The sequence below is a fragment of the Leptolyngbya sp. GB1-A1 genome, assembly GCF_039962475.1.
Classification (GTDB): Bacteria; Cyanobacteriota; Cyanobacteriia; order Elainellales; family Elainellaceae; genus Leptolyngbya_A.
In genome coordinates, this window is sequence record NZ_JAMPLI010000003.1 from 291,869 (window position 1) to 312,897 (window position 21,029).

The following is a 21,029-nucleotide window of genomic DNA, read 5'->3' on the forward strand; positions in this document are numbered from 1 at the left end:
ACTTTGCCTTTCGCTGTCTTTTCGATCGCGCTAAGCGTTGATTCAAACCTTCTGACTAAACCAAACTGTGCTAATCAGTTGATTAAAGTGATTAAAGCTGCATTGGGGCTGATTGTTGTGGACACCTCGAAACCCTCTTATCCCGCTTTGGATTTTGAAACATCTGCCGATCGCCCCAATGAAGAACCTACTAGAGAGCCAATGACGATTTCTACTCGCAATCAGTTACCGCTTGCTTCGTGTGCTGTTCCAGTAGCGCACGCTTCGAGGCATTCTCCAAAGGCAATCACCGCTGCTTTGCCGTGGTTGCACTCAACCCGCAATCTTGATTTTTGTCTGCTTGCCCTTTGCTCGTGCTTGCTGGCAGTGCTCTGTCATCAAGTGGTCGTGATGCCAGGGAGCGGGACTGCCGCTAGCTCGATCGTTTCTTCTACCGCGACAACGCGATCTGCCCAGCTTGATTTTCTATTTAAAGCAGGGCTGTTTACAGGGAAAGAGCAGCCAGAAATCGGGGACGAGGAAGATCCGGTTTAATCACTTTTAATGACCAATGCAAAGGCACAAGCGATAGACTGCATGAAGTCAAAACGATTGCCTTCTTAGTCCCATGATTTTGCATAGCCTGATTTATATTCTGGCGGTTTTGGGTGCAAACTACACCACCACGCCAGAATGGTTTATTCCCTTGCCCCTGTTTGGGCAGGTTGCCTTTGGAACCTTTTTGTTTGGCGCAACATTTACACAGCGCGATCGACTCCATTACGCAGGGCGTCGCTGGGTTTATAGCACGATCGCCGTCGCTGCGTTCGCCAATGTGTTAATGAGTTCAGTGCTCGGTGTGCCGATGCGAATTATCATCGCGTCATTTGCTGCAATTCTGCTTTCCGAGACTGCTGATACAGAAATTTATCAAAAGCTGCTTCAGCGCTCGTGGTTTGTACGCGTTGCCGGAAGCAATGCCGTCTCGATTCCGTTAGACACCTTCCTGTTTACCCTGATCGCGTTCTGGGGTGTGCTGCCGCTCGATCAGATTCTTGCCCTGCTGGTGGGTGAAACCCTGGTCAAGTACCTGATTGGGGCATTGACTGCCCTTTATCGCGGTCGTCAGCCCGACCCCATCCAGAACGGACACCAGGGCTAGCGCAAAAAGCTGGATACCAGCCAGAGAATCACAAAGGTGACGATCGCCGCAAAACTGTCTGCCGTGAGCGAGAGTGCGCTGAGCTGTGGCTGGAGCAGAGCTGCAAGCTGCGTCCCTACTACAACCCCTACAATCAACCCCAGCAGAGTCAGCAGGGTTGCCCGCAGGAATTTATTTTCTTTGCGATTCAAGTAGTAAATGCTGAGACAGATTCCTAGCGCAAGCGGCAGGGCGGGCTGCATCACTAAACTGAGTAAACTAGCCGCAAGAAACAGACCCCCAGGCAGCACAATTTCACTACGCCTCGGCGTATCAAGGAACTGCTGAAGCCAGTTAGAAGTCTGCTGCGCGACAACAGGGGTGGATTGAGGCACTGGCTCTGCTAGCTTTTCCGGGAAGCGAATTCGATCGGGCACTTTGATCTTGCCTTCCTGACGCAGGCGGAGTCGATCCATCAATATGGCATCATAGGCGGCTTCGAGCGCCTCAACCTGCTTTCGCTCACTGCCGCAAGCCTCAACGAGCTGATTTTTAGCGGTTTGGATTTCGTCGAACGAGGCATCTTCATCTACCCCTAGCTGTTCGTAGGGATTTATATCGCTCATTGCTGACCTCCGGAGGACTCCCTTGACATAATTCGATTATGATTGGCATTAAGAAGTTTGAGGATGAGAGCAATCGCGACGCTCGCCGCCTCATTCCAAGTTTCCATTAATACTGCTAGCCTATAGTTTAGCGATCTACCCTGAGTTTGCGAATAGAGTTGATCAAAATCATTACAGCATCCGCTGCCTGACCGAGTGCTCTACTGCAAAACGGAAGCTTGTTATCTGTAAGATGTCTAATTCTTTAGGCAATAAGTTAATAATAGTTCTGATGGCAGCCTATCATGCAGAGTATAGATCTATTGTGAACCTCATCGAAGTGGAATCGCTCGGTCGCTTGAAAAATTTACCTCAGCTTTAGACTCACTGCTGAGGTGTTGCCCATCTACGCTCATTCACGATTGCTAAGGTTATGGCTATGGCACCAGCCAAGATTCTCGTAGTTGATGACGACCCCGCAATTCGGACGCTCATCCACCGATTTCTCTCTAAGCAGAATTATCAGCTCGAATCCGCAGAAGACGGCAAAACGGCTCTGGCAGTGTTTGAGCAATTTAATCCTGATCTTGTGATCCTTGACGTTAATCTGCCCGATGCGATCGGTTACAACCTCTGTCAAGAAATGCAAAGCCGAACAGGGGTGTTCGTGCTGATGCTGACCAGCCGCAGCGACGAGGCAGATAAAATTCGCGGATTCTCCCAGGGAGCGGATGACTATCTCACCAAGCCCTTTAGTCTGGGTGAACTGGAAGTGCGAGTTGGTGCAATTCTGAAGCGGCAGCGACCCGTGACCGCTGCTGAGCAGCAGTGCCTCACCTTCAGCAGTCTGGCGATCGATCCAGTACGGCGAGAAGTGACGCTAAACGGCGACATGGTTCCCCTGACTGCCCTGGAATTTGATCTGCTGCACTTCCTGGCTAGCCATCCAGGCCGAGTCTGGCGGCGAGCAGAGCTAATCCAGAAGGTTTGGGACTATGAATATGTGGGCGACCAGCGCGTGGTGGACGTTCACATCGGGCAGATTCGTAAAAAGATCGAGATTGATACCTCTCAGCCTGCGCTGATTCAAACCGTTCGCGGTGTGGGCTACAAATTTGAGGCTCCTCAATTTGAAAAAGGTGAATCTGCAACCTGAGGCTGCAACTTAACTTAATCAATAATTGATTTGCACAATTGATTTGCCCTTCACGGAAGTTGATATCCAGCAAGGTTGATTGTTTTCGGATGCTCGTATCCCTGAGCTACAGCAAAGGCTGGTAGCTTGGGATCTTGAGTCCGTCACTACCAGCCATTTAGCTATTTTGGGTTAATACAATTGGGTCAATCGCTTTCCGATCGCGATTAGGCAGCCCAACGCTGAGCCACAACTTCTGCCAGGTCAACCACACGCTGGCTATAGCCCCACTCGTTGTCATACCAAGCAACAACTTTGACCATATCGCCACCCATCACCATCGTCAAGCTCGCATCCACGATCGACGACGCATCGGTTCCCCGGTAGTCGCAGGAGACCAGCTCCAGATCGCTGTATGCTAAGACGCCTTTAAGCGAACCTTCAGCAGCGTTCTTCAGCACTTCGTTGACCTGTTCTACGATCGTCGGCTTCTCGACCTGCACGACCAGATCCACGATCGAAACGTTGGGAGTGGGAACGCGGAGCGCAATCCCGTTCAGCTTGCCCTTCAGGTCAGGAAGAACTAGTGCTACTGCTTTTGCCGCCCCGGTCGTTGTAGGAACGATATTGAGCGCAGCAGCTCTTGCCCGACGCAGATCGCGGTGGCTAGCATCCAGGAGTCGCTGATCGCCTGTGTAGCTGTGGGTAGTGGTCATGGTGCCTTTAATGATGCCGAAGCTCTCGTGCAAGACTTTGGCGATCGGCGCAAGGCAGTTAGTGGTGCAGCTTGCGTTGCTGATAACGTTGTGCTTGCTGTGGTCATAGTCATGATGGTTGACGCCCACCACAAAAGTTCCATCATCGCCCTTGCCCGGAGCCGTAATCAAAACCTTTTTAGCCCCTGCTTCTAAGTGCTTTGATGCGCCTTCCTTTGAGACGAACACGCCCGTAGACTCGATGATTAAATCAACATCCCAGGCTCCCCAGGGCAAGTTTAGGGGATTGCGATCGGATGTGCATTTGATCACCTTGCCGTTGACCGTGATGGTGTTATCGTCCGCACTTACATCAGCATTGAACTTCCCTAGCATGGAGTCGTAGGTAAGCAGGTGAGCGTTCGTTTTGGGGTCGGAGGTATCATTAATGGCGACCACCTCAAGATTACTGCTCTCGCGCAAGGCCCAGCATCGTAAGAAGTTTCGTCCAATTCGCCCGAACCCGTTGATTGCTACTCTAATCACTGCGTCTTGCCCTCTGTGAACGAATAAAGATCGATAGTAGTGAACCAGATCATACACTCTTAGGAGTTTGCCTCTCAAGAGTTGGGGATCAGAGATTGGGGGCAAAAAACGGGCGTTTCTCAGCCTGGAGACAGCCTAAAACCTTTGAAGGACAAGGATCCTAGCGTATCAAGAAGCAATAGGTTTTTATGCCTACTATCTTTTGATAAGACTAGTTAGTCCAATGTTGGAAGTGTTTTCTAGTAATTCATTTTCGGTTTGGGGCGATCGATCCGGTTTGGTGGCGGCAGGAGTAGGGGCAGGGTTTGCCAAAGGACATGGACGTGAATGGGTCTGAAGGAGTCAATTTCTAGCAAGCCTGTTCGATAAAATTTTTGTGGCTGCTAGAAATTTGGAATAACGCGGCTGATTAATCTCCTGGAATTTACACTTCATAGAGATGATGCGTTGCGATATAGTCCCGCACGGCTTCCGGCACCAGATAGCGAATCGATCGCTGCTGCTGGCAATGCTGGCGCACCAGGCTTGAGGAAACCTGCGCCATCGGCATTTGCAGAAGCTGCCATCTGACTTCGATTGCCTCAGTCCGCAGCTGGTCCGCCACCCTATCACAGCAGGATTCTAGCTGCTCAAGCGCATTTGCTGACACTGTACCCGTGGGGGCACAACTGTGCTGAACTGAGCGGGTATTCGCTCGAGGGGCAACCAGCCAGAGGCATTGTGGAATTAGCTCACGGCGACCGACCCAGCGCGGCAGGGAATGAAAAGCATCTAATCCTAAAATCCAGTGCCACTCGCAGGCTCCATAATGGTGCTGCAATGCCTTGAGCATATCGATTGCGTAGGCGGAGGCGGCAGGAGCGGCAATTTGCTCGAACGGGGGCAGGCAAAACCGGGGATGGGAATCGATCGCCCGTTGCACCATTTGATAACGGTGGTGAAAAGAAACGGGTTGAACGGTGGTTTTATAGGGGGCATGAGAGGTGGGAACCCACAAAATGCGATCGAGCCGTACCTGCTCCAGGGCAGTTTCAGCAGCGAGCAGATGTCCCCAGTGAATCGGGTTGAATGTGCCGCCAAAAATGCCTACCTTGCTCATAACCCAATTTCTTCTTTTTTTCTGGAATCACTCAAACGAATGGTGAAGTGATCCTAGATTTATTTGTTAGACTTACCCGTTACCAGCGATACCAGAGTGTAACAATTGTTGCTTTTTTCAAAACGACTGTTTCCTCTTTTCAATGGGAACGCTACGATAAATCCTCAAAATTGCTTCTGCCGTCAGAAAATTAGGAGTTCTGCTGAATCGATCGAACCGATCGCTTCGTTGAATCTTCGTGCTTCTGAGTGATTAATTGCGATATTTCGACGCAAATCAGGTTGAAAAAACTGGTGTTGGAGAGATGTCGCACAAAAAGCAATTCTTGCTATGATATCGCGTGTTATTTGGTGTGGTGTGGTGTAAGGAGCTATGATGCTGAACTCTGTGGACTTCAGCGGGAGACCATTTCATTTCATCGGCATTGGTGGAATTGGAATGTCTGCTCTCGCGTATGTACTCACCAAGCGCAAACTGCCTGTTTCTGGGTCAGACCTTTCTCTCAACCATATTACGCAACGGCTTCAGGAGCAGGGCGCGCACATTTTCTGGAGTCAGGTTGCCGATAATCTCAAAGCATTCTGTTCGGCAAGCGTTTCGTCGGGAACAGAGATGCCATCCGGTTCAATTCAGCCAGTGCCGACCGATTGTTTCCTGCCCCAGGTCATTTGCTCGACGGCAATTCACCCTGCTAATCCAGAATATCGCGCTGCGCTGGAGATGGGGTGTCCGATTTTTCATCGATCGGAGTTGCTTGCCGCATTGATGCAGCAGCAGCGTGGCATTGCCGTTGCTGGAACCCATGGGAAAACGACTACTAGCAGCATGATTGGCTATTTGCTGCTTAAAGCAGGGCTAGACCCCACGATTATTGTCGGCGGCGAAGTGAATGCCTGGGAAGGCAATGCAGTTGTCGGTCAGGGAGAATATCTGGTTGCAGAAGCGGATGAGTCGGATGGGTCGCTGGTGCGGCTTGCGGCTGAAATTGGTGTTGTTACAAATATCGAGCTGGATCATCCCGATCACTATGCCACCCTCGATGAGGTGATTGATACCTTTCAAACCTTTGCGCGGCAGTGCAAGACGCTGATTGGCTGTGTAGATTGCCCAACGGTGCAGGAAGCCCTTCAGCCTACGATTACCTACAGTCTAGAGCCCTCGGCTGATGCAGATTACACGGTCGATCGCGTGGTTTACAACGCAATGGGAATTTCGGCTCGCGTCTGGGAAAGGGGAGTGCTGCTGGGACAGCTCGAACTACGTCTGTTAGGACGGCATAATCTCAGCAACTCGCTGGCGGCGATCGCGGTAGGACGAAAGCTGGGCTTGGGGTTTGAGCAGATTGCTGAAATTCTGGCAACGTTTGAAGGCGCACGTCGGCGATTTGAGCATCGCGGAGAGCATAACCAGATTCTTTTTATTGATGACTATGCTCATCACCCCAGCGAAATTCAGGTGACGCTGGCAGCCGCTCGTTTACGTGCCCAGATGACGACACCGCCCAGACGAGTGGTAGCCGTGTTCCAGCCCCATCGCTACAGCCGAACTCAGACTTTTCTTGCAGAGTTTGGCCAGGCATTTAGCGACGCTGATTTAGTGGTAATTACCGATATCTACAGTGCAGGCGAGCCCAATGTGGATAATATGACGGGACAGCAGGTGGCAGACACGATCGCCACTCATCATGCCCAAGTCATTTATCAGCCCACGCTTCAGAGCACGGCTGCCTTTTTGATAGAAACCTTACTGGCAGGAGACTTGGCGATCTTTTTAGGTGCAGGAAACCTCAATCGAATTATTCCTGAGCTGACTGCTTATTACCAAAAAGTTGATGAAAGCCGAGTAGAGGCTTGCGTTAGCCCTGCTTAGGGGTATATATCCCGCTCCGGGTGCGCTCTACCGCTTTGATCCTTTATTGTTTCTGCAAGCATTCTCATCCTGCATCTTTATGACCCTTTCCCATGATCCCACGACTGCTGCTCCCGTTCAACCCAAACTGGGCTATCGAGCAATGCCTGAATCATCCTTCCTCCCGCTGGGGCAGCCACCGCAGCCGATTCGTCTGCCAGGAACAGACTGTCTCATCAAGCCCAAAGTCCCCCTATCGACGCTGACCTCGTATCGGGTCGGGGGTCCAGCGGAGCTTTATGCCGCCCCTCGCACACTCGAAGATTTGCAGCTCAGCCTTGCCTGGGCAAACGATCGCGGTTTACCAGTTACGTTTCTGGGGGCAGGCAGCAATCTGCTCGTCAGCGATCGAGGTTTGCCAGGGCTAGTGATTTGCACCCGACGGCTTCGCTACACCCACTTCGATGAAGAAACGGGGCAGGTGACGGCAGGGGCAGGCGTTTCGCTAGTTCGGCTTGCATGGCAAGCGGCAGAGCGAGGATGGCAGGGGTTGGAATGGGCAGTGGGAATTCCCGGAACGGTAGGCGGCGCGGTGGTGATGAATGCGGGGGCACACCACTCCTGTACTGCAGAGATTTTGGTCAATACAAACGTGTTAAATCGATCGGGTGAGCCGTCGCTGCTGCTGCCTGCGGATTTGCGCTATAGCTATCGATCGTCCAGTTTGCAAACCGCTGCGGCAAATAAAGATCAGCCCCTCCGGCTCGTGACCGAAGCAACCCTGCAACTGCAACCCGGCGCACGCCCAGACACGGTACTGGCGGCTACAACCGAACATCTCGATCAGCGGCGAAATACCCAGCCTTATCACCTGCCAAGCTGCGGCAGTGTGTTTCGCAATCCTGCATCGCACAAAGCGGGGTGGCTGATTGAGCAGACGGGCTTAAAAGGGTATCAAATTGGCGGAGCACAAATTGCCCAGCGTCATGCAAACTTTATTTTGAATTGTGGTGGAGCGACCGCAAGTGACATTCTGAATTTGATTCGCCATGCTCAGGAGCAGGTCGATCGGCGCTGGTCACTGTGGTTAGAACCGGAAGTGAAGATGCTGGGCGAGTTTCAGGCAGCTTAATTTCTTTCGGTTGCTTTCGATCGATAGCTTTCGGCGATGCAAAGGCATTGTCACCTATACTGGAGAGGTTAAAAACATTGCGCCCACTCTTGGGAGCCATTGCATCCTCGCAATCCAGTTGTGCCAGGTGGGAATAATGGTTAAGTAAACGTTCAACCCTGTAGCGAGAGAGTATGTCAAAAGGACAAGGTTTCGGCTTCGGTCTGGGCAAGATGAAAGAGCTGACCGAGGCATTTAAAAAAGCTCAGCAGGTTCAAGAAGGCGCGAAAAAGCTGCAAGAAGAACTGGAGCAGATGGAAATTTCGGGCGAAGCTGGCGGCGGACTGGTCAAGGTCGTGATGAGTGGCAACCAGGAGCCTCGTCGAGTCGAAATCGCGCCCGATGTGCTGGGCGAAGGCGCAGAAGTGCTGTCTGACCTGGTGACTGCGGCAATGAAGGATGCCTACAACAAGTCCACGGCAACAATGCGGGAACGGATGGAAGAATTAACTTCTGGTTTAAATATTCCTGGAATGTAGTCTGGAATCTGATCTGGAATGTAGTTCTGATACTGCTCAACAAAAATACCTTTGGCAGTTCCCCGGCTTTGCAAGCAAGTTAAGCTGGGAATTGTTTTGTTAATTTGATCAGACTGTACAAATAAACCGTACAAAGCGGCAGAAATGTGATTCTGCGATAGCAACTTTAATTGAGAAACACGAGGGGCAGCAGCCCCTTTATTTTTTATTTTAATTTTTACCTTTTAATGCTTTTATTTTTCTAGTGCTTTTATTCTGATTGCCTGTGAATGCGTCCAGTAATGATGCAGAATGATTCAGATCGATCGTCTTGACCACCTGGTTTTAACGGTACGGGATATTGAGAGAACTTGCGCTTTTTATACTGCCGTTTTGGGTATGGAACTAATCACCTTTGGTGAGGGACGAAAAGCTTTGCGGTTTGGTCAACAAAAAATTAATTTGCACGAGGCAGGCAAAGAATTTGGACCGAGAGCAAGTCATCCAGTTTGTGGCTCTGCGGACTTATGTTTGATTACCTCAACGCCTTTGGCCAATGTTTTGCAGCATTTTCAGCAGCATCAAATCGAAATTGAAGCGGGCATCGTCGATCGGACAGGGGCGATCGGTTTAATTCGATCGATTTACATTCGTGATCCAGATGGCAATCTATTGGAGATTTCGAGCGACATCGATGCTGAGACGCTGACGAGCCAACCTGATTAAACGTCCTCTCCAAGGAGCATCCTTTCCAATGTACATTCTGCTGATAACGCTCATCTTTATTTTGTCGGTTCGATCGTTTGCTGCCTTTTTGAACCCCGCTCTGAACTCTGACAATGCCATTCACATCCTCATGGCGTATGATTTGCGTCTACCACAGGACTTTTATTATTGGGGACAAGATCGTCTAGGAAGTTTAGTGCCTATCATCGGGCATTTCTTGCTGAAAATTACTTCCGTATCGCCTGTTATTGCAGTTTCATTCGCCCAATATCTACTACTTCTGATTGGATTTCTTGCGTTTGCTAGCTTGCTTAAAAGCAACCTTCTCAAAGTTATTCTTGCGCTCGCCTGGTTTTTGCCGCTGGTTCCCTTTACTGAGTTAGTGATGAACTCTCAGCCCTATGGTCCTCAGATGGCTTTTATTGGCATTGCGATTGTGCTCGCAAGCCGCTTTGAGAATTCTCCGTCGATACAAGGTTTCAAACGACAGCTTTTTATTGCACTGATAACGATCAGCCTTTTTATTAGTATCTGGCTATCAGACTTTTCTCTTGTAACGGCTTTGTTATTTGGTGGCATTGTCGTTGGTTCTATCTATCAGCGGGGTAAGAAAAATGTAGCGTTGCAGGGATTAAAGCGATTTGGTCTAACTGCTGGGGATGCCATTAATGTTGCTCTGACCTCGGCAATTGGCATCGCCTTTATTGCTTATGCTAAGGAAAATGCAGCTAATACGCCGTCCAGGTACAGTACCTTTAACAGCTTCAGCGAAGTTCAAGAAATTGTGGCTAAGTTGCTGTCCTCTGTGCTACGAACAATCACCTTCAAAAATACTTTTTTTCTAACTGCCCCAAGACGGGTTCTTTTTTTGGGCATTCACGCCATCCTTGTCGTTGTTTTGATAGCCACGATTGCTTATGTAATTCACCGTCTGCGAAAGCACAAATCGCTTACCGTTTCTAAATGGTGCTATCTGTTTCTGCTGAATGCGATCGCGAGTTTAATTTTGCTGCCGCTTTCCAAGTGGGTTTACATTAATGGAGCAAATCTGAGGTATTTTACAGTCAGCTACATTTCCCTTTGGCTAGCCGTTCTTTTCTTTGCAGATGGACTCAAAGGAGCTAACTCTAAACTGATGAGTTTGCTGCTCGTCCTAGTTGCTCTTGCCTCTAGTCTGAGTCTCCCACCTCGAACGTATGCACTTAATGCACCTCAACCTAAAATTCAAGAATTACAGGAATTTCAGGCTCTAGGCAAAGCTGGATTTATCGGTGGATATTGGAGTTCTTATATCCTTTGTACTGTGAATCCGGCTCAGCTCAACTGTACTCCTTTTGATGAAGCAACAAATCAAAGTCCCTGCTTGCCTAACCCTGAGCAGCAGAAAAAAGTGGGTAGAGTACGCTGTCGTCGCTGTACAAAGCGGGTATTCGAGTCTGAAACGATTTACCTGGTTAAAGAGAAATGGCTAGATGAGTTTCCTGAAGAAATTCAGCAGTTTAGGCACTGTTTAGTTAAGGCTGGAGACGCTAAAAAAGTGGGCGATTATACGATCGCTCCTTACCGAGATCGAACCAAAGGCTTAGCAACAGAGCCAGCAATATCCGGCACGCGTAATTAATGTGATGAAGTTTGACGCGCACTGGGGTTTGGTAGATTTCCACAGAGATTTCCACAGGGATTTCCACAGGAATCTTTGCAGGCGCAATTAACGCAGCAAATTATATTTCAAAATGCAATAAATTGCGCGGAAGCCATCTTTCCAGCCAATTTTTTTGCCTTCTTTGTAGGTGCGACCGTAATAGGAAATCCCTACTTCATAGATGCGGCAACCCATTTTGGCGACCTTGGCAGTTACTTCTGGTTCAAAGCCAAAGCGGTTTTCCTCAAGCCGAACTGACTGAATCACCTCGCGCCGAAACGCTTTATAGCAGGTTTCCATATCCGTCAGGTTGATATTGGTCAACATATTGGACAGCAGCGTTAGAAACTTGTTGCCAACCATGTGCCAGAAATAAACCACCCGATGGGGACGACTACCTGCAAAGCGCGAACCAAAAACCACATCGGCTTTATCTGCCAGAATCGGTGCCATCAAATCGGGAAATTCCTGCGGGTCGTATTCTAGATCGGCATCTTGAACCACGACAATATCGCCTGTTGCTGCGGCAAATCCGGTGCGTAGCGCTGCTCCTTTGCCGCGATTACGCGGGTGATAAATCACCTGAGCGACCTGAGGCTCGATCGTAGATTGCAGCAGTTCTCTGGTTCCGTCGGTTGAGTAATCATCAACAATAATAATTTCTAGCGATTCGATCGGGGCTGCTTTGACGGCTTGCACCACTTTACCGATCGTTCCCAACTCGTTGTAGCACGGAATTACAACTGAAAGCTTCATCACACCCGGCTTTATTGCAATAGGTTTTCAACAGGAATCTCGTGAACTTGAACCAAGTCCTAATCGCTACCCTGCTCTACCAGCAGAATACTCCTGAATGGGCAACTTGACGACTTGATTCTTAAATTATTCCTTGAATTGAACGCGATGAGAGGCTGTTTGAGAAGTTGTGAATCCCCTAAATTGCCCCTGAAATTCCGAATGCTGAGAAACTTTGAAAGTCAGAATGATTGGCTTATTTCCCTCTAGAATGCGTTGGCTTGGAGGGCGGTTCGGCAGTCATCGCTGATCAAGCCCCCTTTGATAACCTTCAGGGTCGATGTAAATTAACAGATTTGAGACAAATCCGAGCAGCTTAAACGGGATGAGCCGAACATGAGCTTCGGTAGGCACAAGCGTCAGCAAATCACGCTGGGTCAGCAAATTCAGATTTTCCTCCTTTGCCCAGAATGTCATGCCGATCGATCGCAAAATCTGGCGAAACACCTGCGGTGGCAGCCAGTGAACCAGCGGCAAAATTGTGTGAAATTCGATCGGATGCCAGCGATTTGGCGTGGTAATACAGCAGACCCGACCCACTCGCAGCAGTTCCTGAATAAAGGCAGCCTGACGCGATCGATCGCCGATATGCTCGATCACCGCAAAGCTCACCACCAGATCAAAACTCTGATCCAGGAAGGGCAGGTCTAGCCCATCTGCCTGAACAAATTTCAACCCCGGATAGTCTTCCTCCAAAAAAGCAGCGTCTTCCACTCCCACGGCAGTAATTTGACCCGAAAACGGATACCACTGCTCAAAAAAATTGCAGTCCTCTCGCCGATCGCAGGTTACTCCCACATCTAGAACCTTCAGACCGGGCGACGGAGGATAAAGCTGGATTAATGCCTCAAACATTTTGCGCCGCATTCGTTGCGAAGTCCGACTCACCAATCCACCCGGATTTGGCTGCACGTAGGGACTGCCCGGAACAGACCTACCTCTAAACCAGCGCGATCGCCACTTGACGTACCTTGCTGTATCTTTTGTCATCGGGCGAATGTTATCGGGCGAAACTGGCGAGATGGGCAAAATTCAGACAGCATCATAACACGAGCGATTCTGGCGATCGTTTGATTGCCCCGCCGGGTCTATTTTGCATTCAACACCTTGCGGAGCACGACCTTATCATTCCCCGTTGTGTCAAAGTCTCGAACGCGTACCTCTTCCTGATAGCCGCACTTTACTTAGAATGCCCAAGTACGCTAAAAGTTCGGCAACCCTGACGATCGGTACTATCAGTACTAAGGTATAACCCAAAACCCCGCTCCAAACACCCACTACGACTAATCCCCCAATCACTCAGATTCCGCTAACCGCAGCGATCGCATCCTCAGCCCTCCTCAGGAATCGAATGTGTTGTGCTGGTGCATTTGCTGATTTAGCTCGTCCAACTTGATTTGGAAATCGATAGAGTATTGTTCAATGCGAATCTCATCACCTTGCGTTAAACTTTCCTGCAACTGCCTCATCAAGGTTTCAATTTCCTGACGAAGGCTCGAGGCAAACTGCATCCCAAAGTCTAGAGCTGCCTGCTTAAGCTGTTGTTTCCCTTGTAATACTACAGCTTCGGCACGATCGCGCTTCTCGGTAGAGTCGTGAGTCATGATTTTACTCCAGAGATTTGAAGAATCATCAGGTTATTTTTTCACAGTAATACTCAGATCAGTGGCCGCGTAATGGGTGCCTTAACTTGCTTCTACACTAACTCGAAGAATTCTATAAAAAGAGCTAGAACTTCTACCATGCAAACATTTTGAACATTCGTGATGCGAATGCTTAATTTGTTGATTCGGCTAACCAGCGTGGTAATCGACAATTAAACTAAATTAAAGTTTGTCGCTTTTCCTCCAGCATTCATGCAGATCCACATTGAAACCTTCACCGTTCACAAGCGCGTCCCACTTACCATCAGCCGGGGCACAACCAGCGAAAGTACCAATCTTTGGGTGCGTGTGGAACAGGACGGCATCGAAGGATGGGGTGAAGCATCGCCTTTCTTGGTGGGAGACGTGCCGCAAACAACTGAATTGCTGCTGCAAAATCTGCAAGCCCTTAAGCCGCGCCTGGAAAAATTCACCCCCTTCGATCGCCAGCCCATTGAACGCTTACTCCGCACCGTCACCTTATTCTCAGCTGTCAGAACAGCCGTGGATCTGGCACTACACGACTGGATAGGCAAAAAAGTGGGACTTCCCCTCTGGCAGCTTTGGGGACTCGATCGCCGCAAAATTGTCCCGACTTCAGTGACGATCGGCATTAGCTCACCGGAAGCGGCAAAACAGCGGATGCTGCAATGGATGGACATCACCACGGTAAAAGCGGTGAAGGTTAAACTCGGAAGTCCAGCAGGGGTGGAAGCCGATCGGGCGATGCTGCAAGCCGTGAAAAAAGTTGCCCCCTCGGATGCAAAATGGAGCGTTGATGCCAATGGCGGCTGGACCGTTGATGAGGCGATCGAGATGAGTCACTGGCTCAACGACCAGGGCATTACCTATATTGAACAGCCCCTCGCTGCCGGGCAGGAAGCCGACTTGCCCCAGGTTTATCGCCGATCGCCCCTGCCGATTTTTGTAGACGAAAGCTGCTTTACCAGCCGCGATATTCCTGCCCTTGCCGATCGAGTCAACGGCATCAACATTAAACTCATGAAGTCGGGCGGACTGACAGAGGCATTGCGGATGATTCACACAGCGCAAGCCTGCGGCTTACAGGTGATGTTTGGCTGCTATTCCGACAGTGCCCTCTCGAACACGGCGGCGGCTCAGCTTGCACCTCTGGCAGATCATTTGGATCTGGATAGCCATTTGAACTTGAAGGATGACCCATTTGTGGGGGCAACGATGCAGGAAGGCTGTTTGATTCCTTCTGATGCGCCCGGCTTGGGTGTGATTCGCGCCTGATCTGATTTTTTCACTCGATCGCCTTTTCTCCTCATTCTTCTATGCTGAAACCGACCGATCGCATTGCCATTTTGCTCCACGAAGGAACCCAAAGCTCGAAGGGAAAAACCGGAATTTCTCTGCTGCGCTACAGCGAAAACCCGATCGTTGCCGTAATTGATCACGCCTGTGCCGGGCAGTCTTTGCCGCAGTTGACCGGAATCGATCGCGATGCACCGATCGTGGCTTCGACCCAGGAGGCGATCGAATATCAGCCAAATGTGCTGGCGATCGGAATTGCGCCGTCGGGCGGAGCATTGCCGGAACCGTGGCGGCAGGAGGTGAAGCAGGCGGTTGCTGCGGGAATGTCGGTAATGAACGGGCTGCATACCTCAATGGCGGATGATCCAGAGTTTCAGGCGTTGCTAAAGTCCGATCAGTGGATCTGGGATGTGCGACGAGAACCTGCGAATCTAGCGATCGGAAGTGGTAAGGCGCGATCGTTGTTCTGTCGGCGGGTGCTGGCCGTGGGAACCGATATGAGCGTCGGCAAAATGTCCACAGGTTTAGAACTGAATCGGCTCTCTCGACAGCGCGGCATTCGTTCCTGTTTTCTGGCAACGGGGCAAACGGGGTTAATGCTGGGCTATGACGGCATTCCGCTGGATGCGATTCGGATTGATTTTGCAGCAGGAGCCGTGGAACAAATTGTGATGCGCCATGGCAATGATCACGAGATTGTCTACGTCGAAGGACAGGGATCACTCCTAAATCCTGGTTCGACCGCAACCTTACCGCTTGTGAGAGGGACACAGCCTACTCACCTGATCCTGGTACACCGGGCAGGACAGCAGCATATCCATAATGTGCCGGATGTGCCAATTCCGCCGCTTGAAAACGTGGTGCGACTTTACGAAACCGTTGCCCATGCCGGAGGTTCCTTTGCTCCAGTTAAGGTAGTCGGCATTGCGCTGAATACGTTTCAACTCAGCGAAAGTGAGGCGAAGCAGGCGATCGATCGAGCCACTTCTACTACCGGGCTTCCCTGCACCGATCCAATTCGCTTTGGCGCAGATCTACTGCTGGATGCGATTTTGGCATGAGAGCTCTACCGTTTTGCACTTCCCCGGTAGATGCGATCGGCTTGCTCTGGAGTAAGCCAGGGGGTGTGACTGCTGCCGTTCGTGGCAGATTGAGCATTCGCGGCGGCTGTCGCTGGGGTAACAGAGGGAGTGCCAGAAACCGCGACGGGTCTCGGGACGGGCTGCGACACAGCAATATTGCTGCCATTCGGCAACTCACAAGCAACAGGTGGAGCACTGGTGGATCTGAAGGTGGCAGGTTGGGGCACATCGTCCGGTAGGTACTGGGCCAGTTGGCTTTGGGGAGCGACGTAGGAATGCGTTTCCGGGTCGTAAGCCAGCACTTCGCCCGTTTCGATCAGGTAGACCCAGCCAAAAATCATCAGCTTGCCCTGGAATAGCCGCGATCGCACGACGGGATAGGTTTTCAGGTTTTCGATCTGGGTGATCACGTTTTCGGCGATCGCAATTTCCAGCATCTCGTCTTTGGTGCGGTTGCTATAGTTTTCCTTCACCAAGCGACGGGTGGCTTCGGCGTGGCGCAGCCAGTCATAGACCAGCGGCATTTCTTCTTCCAGGCTGCCTAATTGCAGTAAGCCTTTCATTGCGCCGCAGTGCGAGTGTCCGCAGATGACGATTTGGTCAATGTCCAATGCGTGAATCGCGTATTCGACCGCTGCCCCTTCGCCGCCGTTGGCTGCACCATAGGGAGGAATAATGTTTCCCGCGTTGCGAATCACAAACAAATCGCCCAGATCGGTCTGAGTCAGCATCACCGGATCGATGCGCGAGTCTGAGCAGGTGATAAACAGCACTCTGGGATCTTGCCCCTGAGAAAGCTGTTCAAACAACTCCCGGTGAGTCGAAACGTAGCTGTCTTTGAATTCGCGCAGCCCTTGAATCAGCTTTTTCATCGCAATCCTTCCCTTCCCGTCCGATTGATCAGGCGATCTGTAGTGACCTTTATTGATTGTCTCCCAAAAGCTTGTCGATACTTCATGAAGAAGCGATCGATCGCCCTCAAGACTGTTGACGTTCTCTAATCACAGCAATAACCGGACTTAATCCACCAGTCCTACCTGAGCGATCGCCTTTTGAAGCGGTTCTAGCAGCGGCTCGACATAGCTTTGCCAGCCCACCACGATCGTCTGACGGTGTGCCAGGGTGTCTAGCTTCACGGCATCGGGGGTAAACCGGAGCGGGTTGCCTGCCAGATCGCAGCACACCAGTCCTGCCGCCTTTGCCATTGCCAGCGGTCCTGTAGTATCCCAGAGCTTGACGCGGCGATTGAGATAGAGATAGATTCCTGCCTCGCCGCCAATTACCCGCAGCACCTTCAAACCAAAACTGCCGATATTGTCGAACTTTGCCGCCGGAATCTGCTGCTGAATCGCTTCCCCAAAGCGGCGCTGATCTTTGTAGCCCAGCAAAATCAGACAGTCATCAATCGTCGGGGGAGCGGGTTCCTTCGGCACAAGCGGCACTGCTGCCCGATCGCCTACCACTTCAAATAAGCCCCAATCTTTGCCGCCGTAGTAAAGCCGATCGAAGGCGGGCGCACCGACCCATCCGGCGATTGGCTGATGCTGCTCTAGCAGGCCCACCATCACGGCATAGTGCTGCTTGCGCTGAATAAAATCGTCGGTTCCATCCAGCGGATCGATCAGCCAGAACGGACCCGACTGCTGCGAAAACACCTGCCAGGACTGAGCATTTTCCTCGGTAATAATCCGATCGCCCGGAAACAGCGACATTAATCCGGATGCAAGCTTGGCATCGAGGGCGCGATCGACTGTGGTAACGTAATCTGCCACCCCTTTTTCATAAACTTGAAACGGTTCGGCTGCCATTTTCAGAGCCATCTGTCCACAGTCGCGAATTAAACTGTGAATGCACTGGATTTGGTGCGGGGTAAGCTGCATGGGTTAGAAGCTCTGTTGTACATATTGCAGAATACCGCGAACGATCGCCTGTGCCATGGTGCTGCGGAAATTGCGATCGGCGAGAAGGCGGGCATCTTCTGCACCTGTGACAAACCCTACCTCGACCAAGGCAGCGGGCATTTGCGTGTTTCGCAGCACATAGAAGCGGGCAGATTTGACCCCCCGACTCCGCATTCCCGTTGCCTCAATGATGCTGTTCTGAATCGCCTGCGCCAGCACCCGCCCGCTGTCGGAATAGTAGTAGGTTTCTGCACCGTTGACATCGGGACGGCTCAAGCTGATAGAGTTAGCGTGAATGCTGACAAACAAATCGGCTCTGGCACGGTTTGCTAGACTAACGCGTGGCTGCAAATCGATTTCGCGCTCATCTGTGCGGGTCATTAGCACCTCAACGCCCTGCCGTTGCAGCAGCTCTGCCACCTGTAGCGAAATATCCAGCACGATATCGGTTTCACGAATACCTCCGATGCCGACTGCCCCCGGATCGCGTCCGCCGTGCCCTGGATCGATCGTGATCGTAATTCGACTATCGCTAACGTTGGGCAAAGGGGCAGGGGTTCTAGGGCTAGATGGGGTGGAACCTGCTGGAATTCGTCTGCCCTGCAAACTGAGGGCGACCGTTTGCTGCACCGATCGCAATTCGCCAATCACAATCCCCGCTGCTGGAAGAAACTGGATCACCACGGTCGTTGGGTCACGTTGCTCGGCGCGAAACCGTAGAACCGGGCTATTTTGCTCCAGCCGGGGTTGGGCGGTGTTATCGGCTAATCTGGCGTTGGGAATGACGATTTGATACTCTGCCGTGGTACGATTCCAGCCGCTCTCCAGATTGGTCAGCGATCGATCGGCGCGAATTACAAGCTGTCTGCCGCTATCTGCGAAGTCAATCCCCTGAATGGTGGCGGGTTGATCGGGGGCAGAACGGGTAAGCGATCGAGAGCTGTCGGGACGCTGGGCAGCCGTGATCGAATGGGTGGGAATCAGCGCAACGCCGCCTGAACCGGGAGAAATGCGCCAGTCGGTATCGTCCTGACTGAGAAGAAGCGTCACCGTGACATTGGGCGAATCTCCTGCCGCCTGATCCACCTGGATCTGCTCGACCCCGTAGCGATCGATTTCGATCTGACGCTGACTGAAGCTCTGAGAAAGGGCAGTATTCGGCAGTTGCAGGATGAGCCTGCGGCGATCGTCTTCCCATCGCTGCCGGATCTGAGGCGTTTCGCCCCCGGTTCGCAAAAAGAATCCATCCGGCGTGACCCGCAATTCTTCAAGCTGGGACGCAGCGCGAAAATTTCCTTGATTTTCTTGCTCCCCTTGCTCCCCGGATGCGTTTGCGATCTGGACAGGCTGCGGCATCTCAACAGTCCACTGGGTTGGCGAGGCTCCCCGGACGCGCACCTGCTGCGGATCGATCGTGTAGCCGGGGGCAAACTGAATGACGATGCGAGTCGTCTGTCCATCAAATTGGGCAATCCGAAGCGATTGAATCGCGCCTATTTCAGATTGAGTGACGGCAGGGCGATCGAGCCGGGTTTCGGGCAAATCGATCACCAGGCGACTGGGGTTTGCCAAAAGCTGTACTCTGGGCTGCACATCATCATCGGTAGTAAAGCGCAGCGTGGGACTGTCTGTACTGCGGTTCAACTGCCAGGATTGCAGCCTGCCTGCTTCGGCGGGAGAAGACAACAGCAGGACACCGACCATGCCTGCCAAACCAGAAAGAAGCCAGGAAGATTTCACGAATTCAGATCCTCGATCGTCTCAAACGGAAAAAGCTTACTAAAGCGACAGTACCCTATTGCCCGTACAAATCGCGTAACTAAACGGGGAGCATCAGCCGGACTGGCTGCACTTGAGACGGTCACTTGGGCAAGTTCGTTCCGCTAGTTTGTTTACGTATGGTTGCGAAAGCTGCCCTGCCCAGAGATCCTACCAAAAAAATAAAACCCCCCAGTACGAAACCGGGAGGCGATAATCAGGGTGCATCTACCAAATAACTCTTCGGTCGAAAATTGCCCTGATCAGGATGATTTCCAAACTTGATTTAAAGATTGCCAGGCTGCTGCCGCTTCAGAAACGCTCCGTTGCGATCGACATATCGCCACTTGTTGCCCATTTGCACCCAGGCAAGCCCTTCCCGAAAAGAACCGACATTCTCAAACTGCGCCGCGATTATGATTTGGCCTGTGCGATCGATAAAGCCCATTTTGCCGTTTTGCCGCACGGCTGCCAGCCCTTCGGAAAAATCTGAGGCAAGCTCAAACTGGGGCGCGATCGCCATTTGTCCGGCATGGTCTACATAGCCCCACTGGCTGCCCACTAGCACGGCTGCCAGCCCTTCGGAAAAATCTGAGGCAAAGTCATACTGAATGGGGACGATCGGCTTGCCCTGCTGATCGATAAACCCCCACTGACTGCCCTGCCGCACCCGTCCGCGCCCTTCTGAGAAGCTAAATGCTCCGTCAAACTGGGGTGCGATCGCGATGTTGCCCTGTGGATTGATGTAGCCCCATTTCTCGCCCGCCTTCACCACCGCGAGAGCTTCAGAAAAGCTCCAGGCATCGGCAAACTGCGGGGGAATAATCCAGGCTCCGTCTGGCGCGAGGTAGCCATACAAATTGGTCAGCTTTGCCGCCGCTCTCCCTTCGGAAAAGTCTGTCGCCAGCGTATATTGTGGATCGATCGCCAGCGTCCCGTCTGGATTCAAATAGCCGTAAGCTCTGCCCGTTCGCACCACTGCCCGCCCTTCTGAAAAGGGATTTGCGCTGGCATACTGCGGATCGATCACGATGTTGCCCTCCCGATCGATAAAGCCATACAAATCTGCCGTCCGCACCACCGCTCGTGATTCGACAAACGGCGCGACGCCATCCAGGGTTTCATCGGTCTGAATGACGACCTGCCCGGTGCGATCGATAAAAGCATAGCGATCTTTGATCCGCACCACTGCCAGCCCTTCTGAAAAATTAGAGGCAGCATCAAACTCTAGAATGTCTGAATTCATCGCGATCGTCTCAGCGTTTCCTTCGCTATTGTCTCCTTCGCTGGTGCGAATTCGAGGCAAATAATCAGACGATAAATGATCACGCCGCGCAGCATCATGCTCAACAATATAGAGCAACGGGTCTGAAAAGTCTGAGTGGCTGAGCGTTACGATCTTTTGATAGCCGATCGCCAGCAAACCTGCACCAGCGACAAGCCAAACCCAGGCAGGAAAAGACAGACGCATTTTAGTGGGGGAGGAGCAGGGAATGTATTCCCATGCTAAAGCTATTCTGAAGAATG

20 protein-coding genes are annotated in these 21,029 nt (G+C 51.5%); 10 read left to right on the top strand and 10 right to left on the bottom strand.

The window, feature by feature from the left end; genetic code table 11:
* Positions 1-87: 87 nt before the first annotated feature.
* Positions 88-534 (top strand): hypothetical protein, encoded by a 447-nt coding sequence (locus NDI45_RS05125; RefSeq protein ID WP_206755109.1) that lies wholly within the window; start codon positions 88-90, stop codon positions 532-534.
* A gap of 73 nt (positions 535-607) precedes the next feature.
* Complete coding sequence (locus NDI45_RS05130; RefSeq protein WP_190794031.1) at positions 608-1,141, top strand: queuosine precursor transporter; 534 nt, start codon at positions 608-610, stop codon at positions 1,139-1,141.
* Here the strand turns inward: NDI45_RS05130 and NDI45_RS05135 are convergent.
* Entirely contained in the window at positions 1,138-1,746 is a 609-nt protein-coding gene (locus NDI45_RS05135) for a CPP1-like family protein (protein WP_190794030.1), read from the bottom strand. The genes NDI45_RS05130 and NDI45_RS05135 overlap by 4 nt on opposite strands.
* 418 nt (positions 1,747-2,164) lie before the next feature.
* On the opposite strand from NDI45_RS05135, the gene NDI45_RS05140 reads away from it, so the two are divergent.
* Positions 2,165-2,881, top strand: a complete 717-nt coding sequence (locus tag NDI45_RS05140; RefSeq protein ID WP_190794029.1) for a response regulator transcription factor — start codon at positions 2,165-2,167, stop codon at positions 2,879-2,881.
* 206 nt (positions 2,882-3,087) lie between these two features.
* Here the strand turns inward: NDI45_RS05140 and NDI45_RS05145 are convergent, their stop codons facing one another.
* Together NDI45_RS05145 and nadD are read right to left on the bottom strand one after the other, a co-directional pair.
* Positions 3,088-4,101 carry a type I glyceraldehyde-3-phosphate dehydrogenase gene (locus NDI45_RS05145; protein WP_190794028.1) on the bottom strand — a complete coding sequence of 338 codons (1,014 nt, stop codon included), beginning with the start codon at positions 4,099-4,101 and terminating at the stop codon, positions 3,088-3,090.
* A gap of 424 nt (positions 4,102-4,525) precedes the next feature.
* Complete coding sequence (nadD, locus tag NDI45_RS05150) at positions 4,526-5,200, bottom strand: nicotinate (nicotinamide) nucleotide adenylyltransferase (RefSeq protein ID WP_348246684.1); 675 nt, start codon at positions 5,198-5,200, stop codon at positions 4,526-4,528.
* A 375-nt stretch (positions 5,201-5,575) separates the two neighbouring features.
* Here nadD and murC point away from each other — a divergent pair, with 375 nt between their 5' ends.
* The 5 genes from murC to NDI45_RS05175 all read left to right on the top strand — a co-directional run bounded on the left by murC (position 5,576) and on the right by NDI45_RS05175 (position 11,024).
* Positions 5,576-7,069 carry a UDP-N-acetylmuramate--L-alanine ligase gene (gene murC, locus NDI45_RS05155; protein WP_190794026.1) on the top strand — a complete coding sequence of 498 codons (1,494 nt, stop codon included), beginning with the start codon at positions 5,576-5,578 and terminating at the stop codon, positions 7,067-7,069.
* 142 nt (positions 7,070-7,211) lie between these two features.
* Positions 7,212-8,180, top strand: coding sequence for a UDP-N-acetylmuramate dehydrogenase (gene murB / locus NDI45_RS05160; RefSeq protein ID WP_190794046.1), 969 nt, complete (start codon positions 7,212-7,214; stop codon positions 8,178-8,180).
* A 173-nt stretch (positions 8,181-8,353) separates the two neighbouring features.
* Positions 8,354-8,698, top strand: a complete 345-nt coding sequence (locus NDI45_RS05165; protein WP_190794025.1) for a YbaB/EbfC family nucleoid-associated protein — start codon at positions 8,354-8,356, stop codon at positions 8,696-8,698.
* A gap of 291 nt (positions 8,699-8,989) precedes the next feature.
* A complete protein-coding gene (locus NDI45_RS05170; protein WP_190794024.1) occupies positions 8,990-9,403 on the top strand; it encodes a VOC family protein in 414 nt (137 codons plus the stop codon).
* Between the two features lie 28 nt (positions 9,404-9,431).
* Complete coding sequence (locus NDI45_RS05175; RefSeq protein WP_348246685.1) at positions 9,432-11,024, top strand: hypothetical protein; 1,593 nt, start codon at positions 9,432-9,434, stop codon at positions 11,022-11,024.
* A gap of 87 nt (positions 11,025-11,111) precedes the next feature.
* Here the strand turns inward: NDI45_RS05175 and NDI45_RS05180 are convergent, their stop codons facing one another.
* The 3 genes from NDI45_RS05180 to NDI45_RS05190 form a co-directional block, all read right to left on the bottom strand.
* Positions 11,112-11,801 (bottom strand): glycosyltransferase family 2 protein, encoded by a 690-nt coding sequence (locus tag NDI45_RS05180; RefSeq protein ID WP_190791041.1) that lies wholly within the window; start codon positions 11,799-11,801, stop codon positions 11,112-11,114.
* A gap of 279 nt (positions 11,802-12,080) precedes the next feature.
* Positions 12,081-12,830, bottom strand: coding sequence for a class I SAM-dependent methyltransferase (locus tag NDI45_RS05185; protein ID WP_190791042.1), 750 nt, complete (start codon positions 12,828-12,830; stop codon positions 12,081-12,083).
* Between the two features lie 350 nt (positions 12,831-13,180).
* Positions 13,181-13,444, bottom strand: coding sequence for a hypothetical protein (locus tag NDI45_RS05190; RefSeq protein ID WP_190791043.1), 264 nt, complete (start codon positions 13,442-13,444; stop codon positions 13,181-13,183).
* 252 nt (positions 13,445-13,696) lie between these two features.
* Here NDI45_RS05190 and NDI45_RS05195 point away from each other — a divergent pair, with 252 nt between their 5' ends.
* Positions 13,697-14,740, top strand: coding sequence for a dipeptide epimerase (locus NDI45_RS05195; RefSeq protein WP_190791044.1), 1,044 nt, complete (start codon positions 13,697-13,699; stop codon positions 14,738-14,740).
* Positions 14,741-14,781: 41 nt separating this feature from the next.
* Positions 14,782-15,822, top strand: a complete 1,041-nt coding sequence (locus tag NDI45_RS05200; protein ID WP_348246686.1) for a DUF1611 domain-containing protein — start codon at positions 14,782-14,784, stop codon at positions 15,820-15,822.
* A gap of 5 nt (positions 15,823-15,827) precedes the next feature.
* Here the strand turns inward: NDI45_RS05200 and NDI45_RS05205 are convergent, their stop codons facing one another.
* The 4 genes from NDI45_RS05205 to NDI45_RS05220 all read right to left on the bottom strand — a co-directional run bounded on the left by NDI45_RS05205 (position 15,828) and on the right by NDI45_RS05220 (position 20,973).
* Entirely contained in the window at positions 15,828-16,715 is an 888-nt protein-coding gene (locus NDI45_RS05205) for a carbonic anhydrase (protein ID WP_190791068.1), read from the bottom strand.
* Positions 16,716-16,862: 147 nt separating this feature from the next.
* The gene (locus NDI45_RS05210) at positions 16,863-17,723 is read right to left on the bottom strand and encodes an inositol monophosphatase family protein (RefSeq protein ID WP_190791069.1); all 861 of its coding nucleotides are present in this window, start codon (positions 17,721-17,723) and stop codon (positions 16,863-16,865) included.
* 3 nt (positions 17,724-17,726) lie between these two features.
* A complete protein-coding gene (locus NDI45_RS05215; protein ID WP_199296445.1) occupies positions 17,727-19,484 on the bottom strand; it encodes an N-acetylmuramoyl-L-alanine amidase in 1,758 nt (585 codons plus the stop codon).
* Between the two features lie 304 nt (positions 19,485-19,788).
* A complete protein-coding gene (locus NDI45_RS05220) occupies positions 19,789-20,973 on the bottom strand; it encodes a WG repeat-containing protein (protein ID WP_190791070.1) in 1,185 nt (394 codons plus the stop codon).
* Between the last annotated feature and the right edge of the window lie 56 nt (positions 20,974-21,029).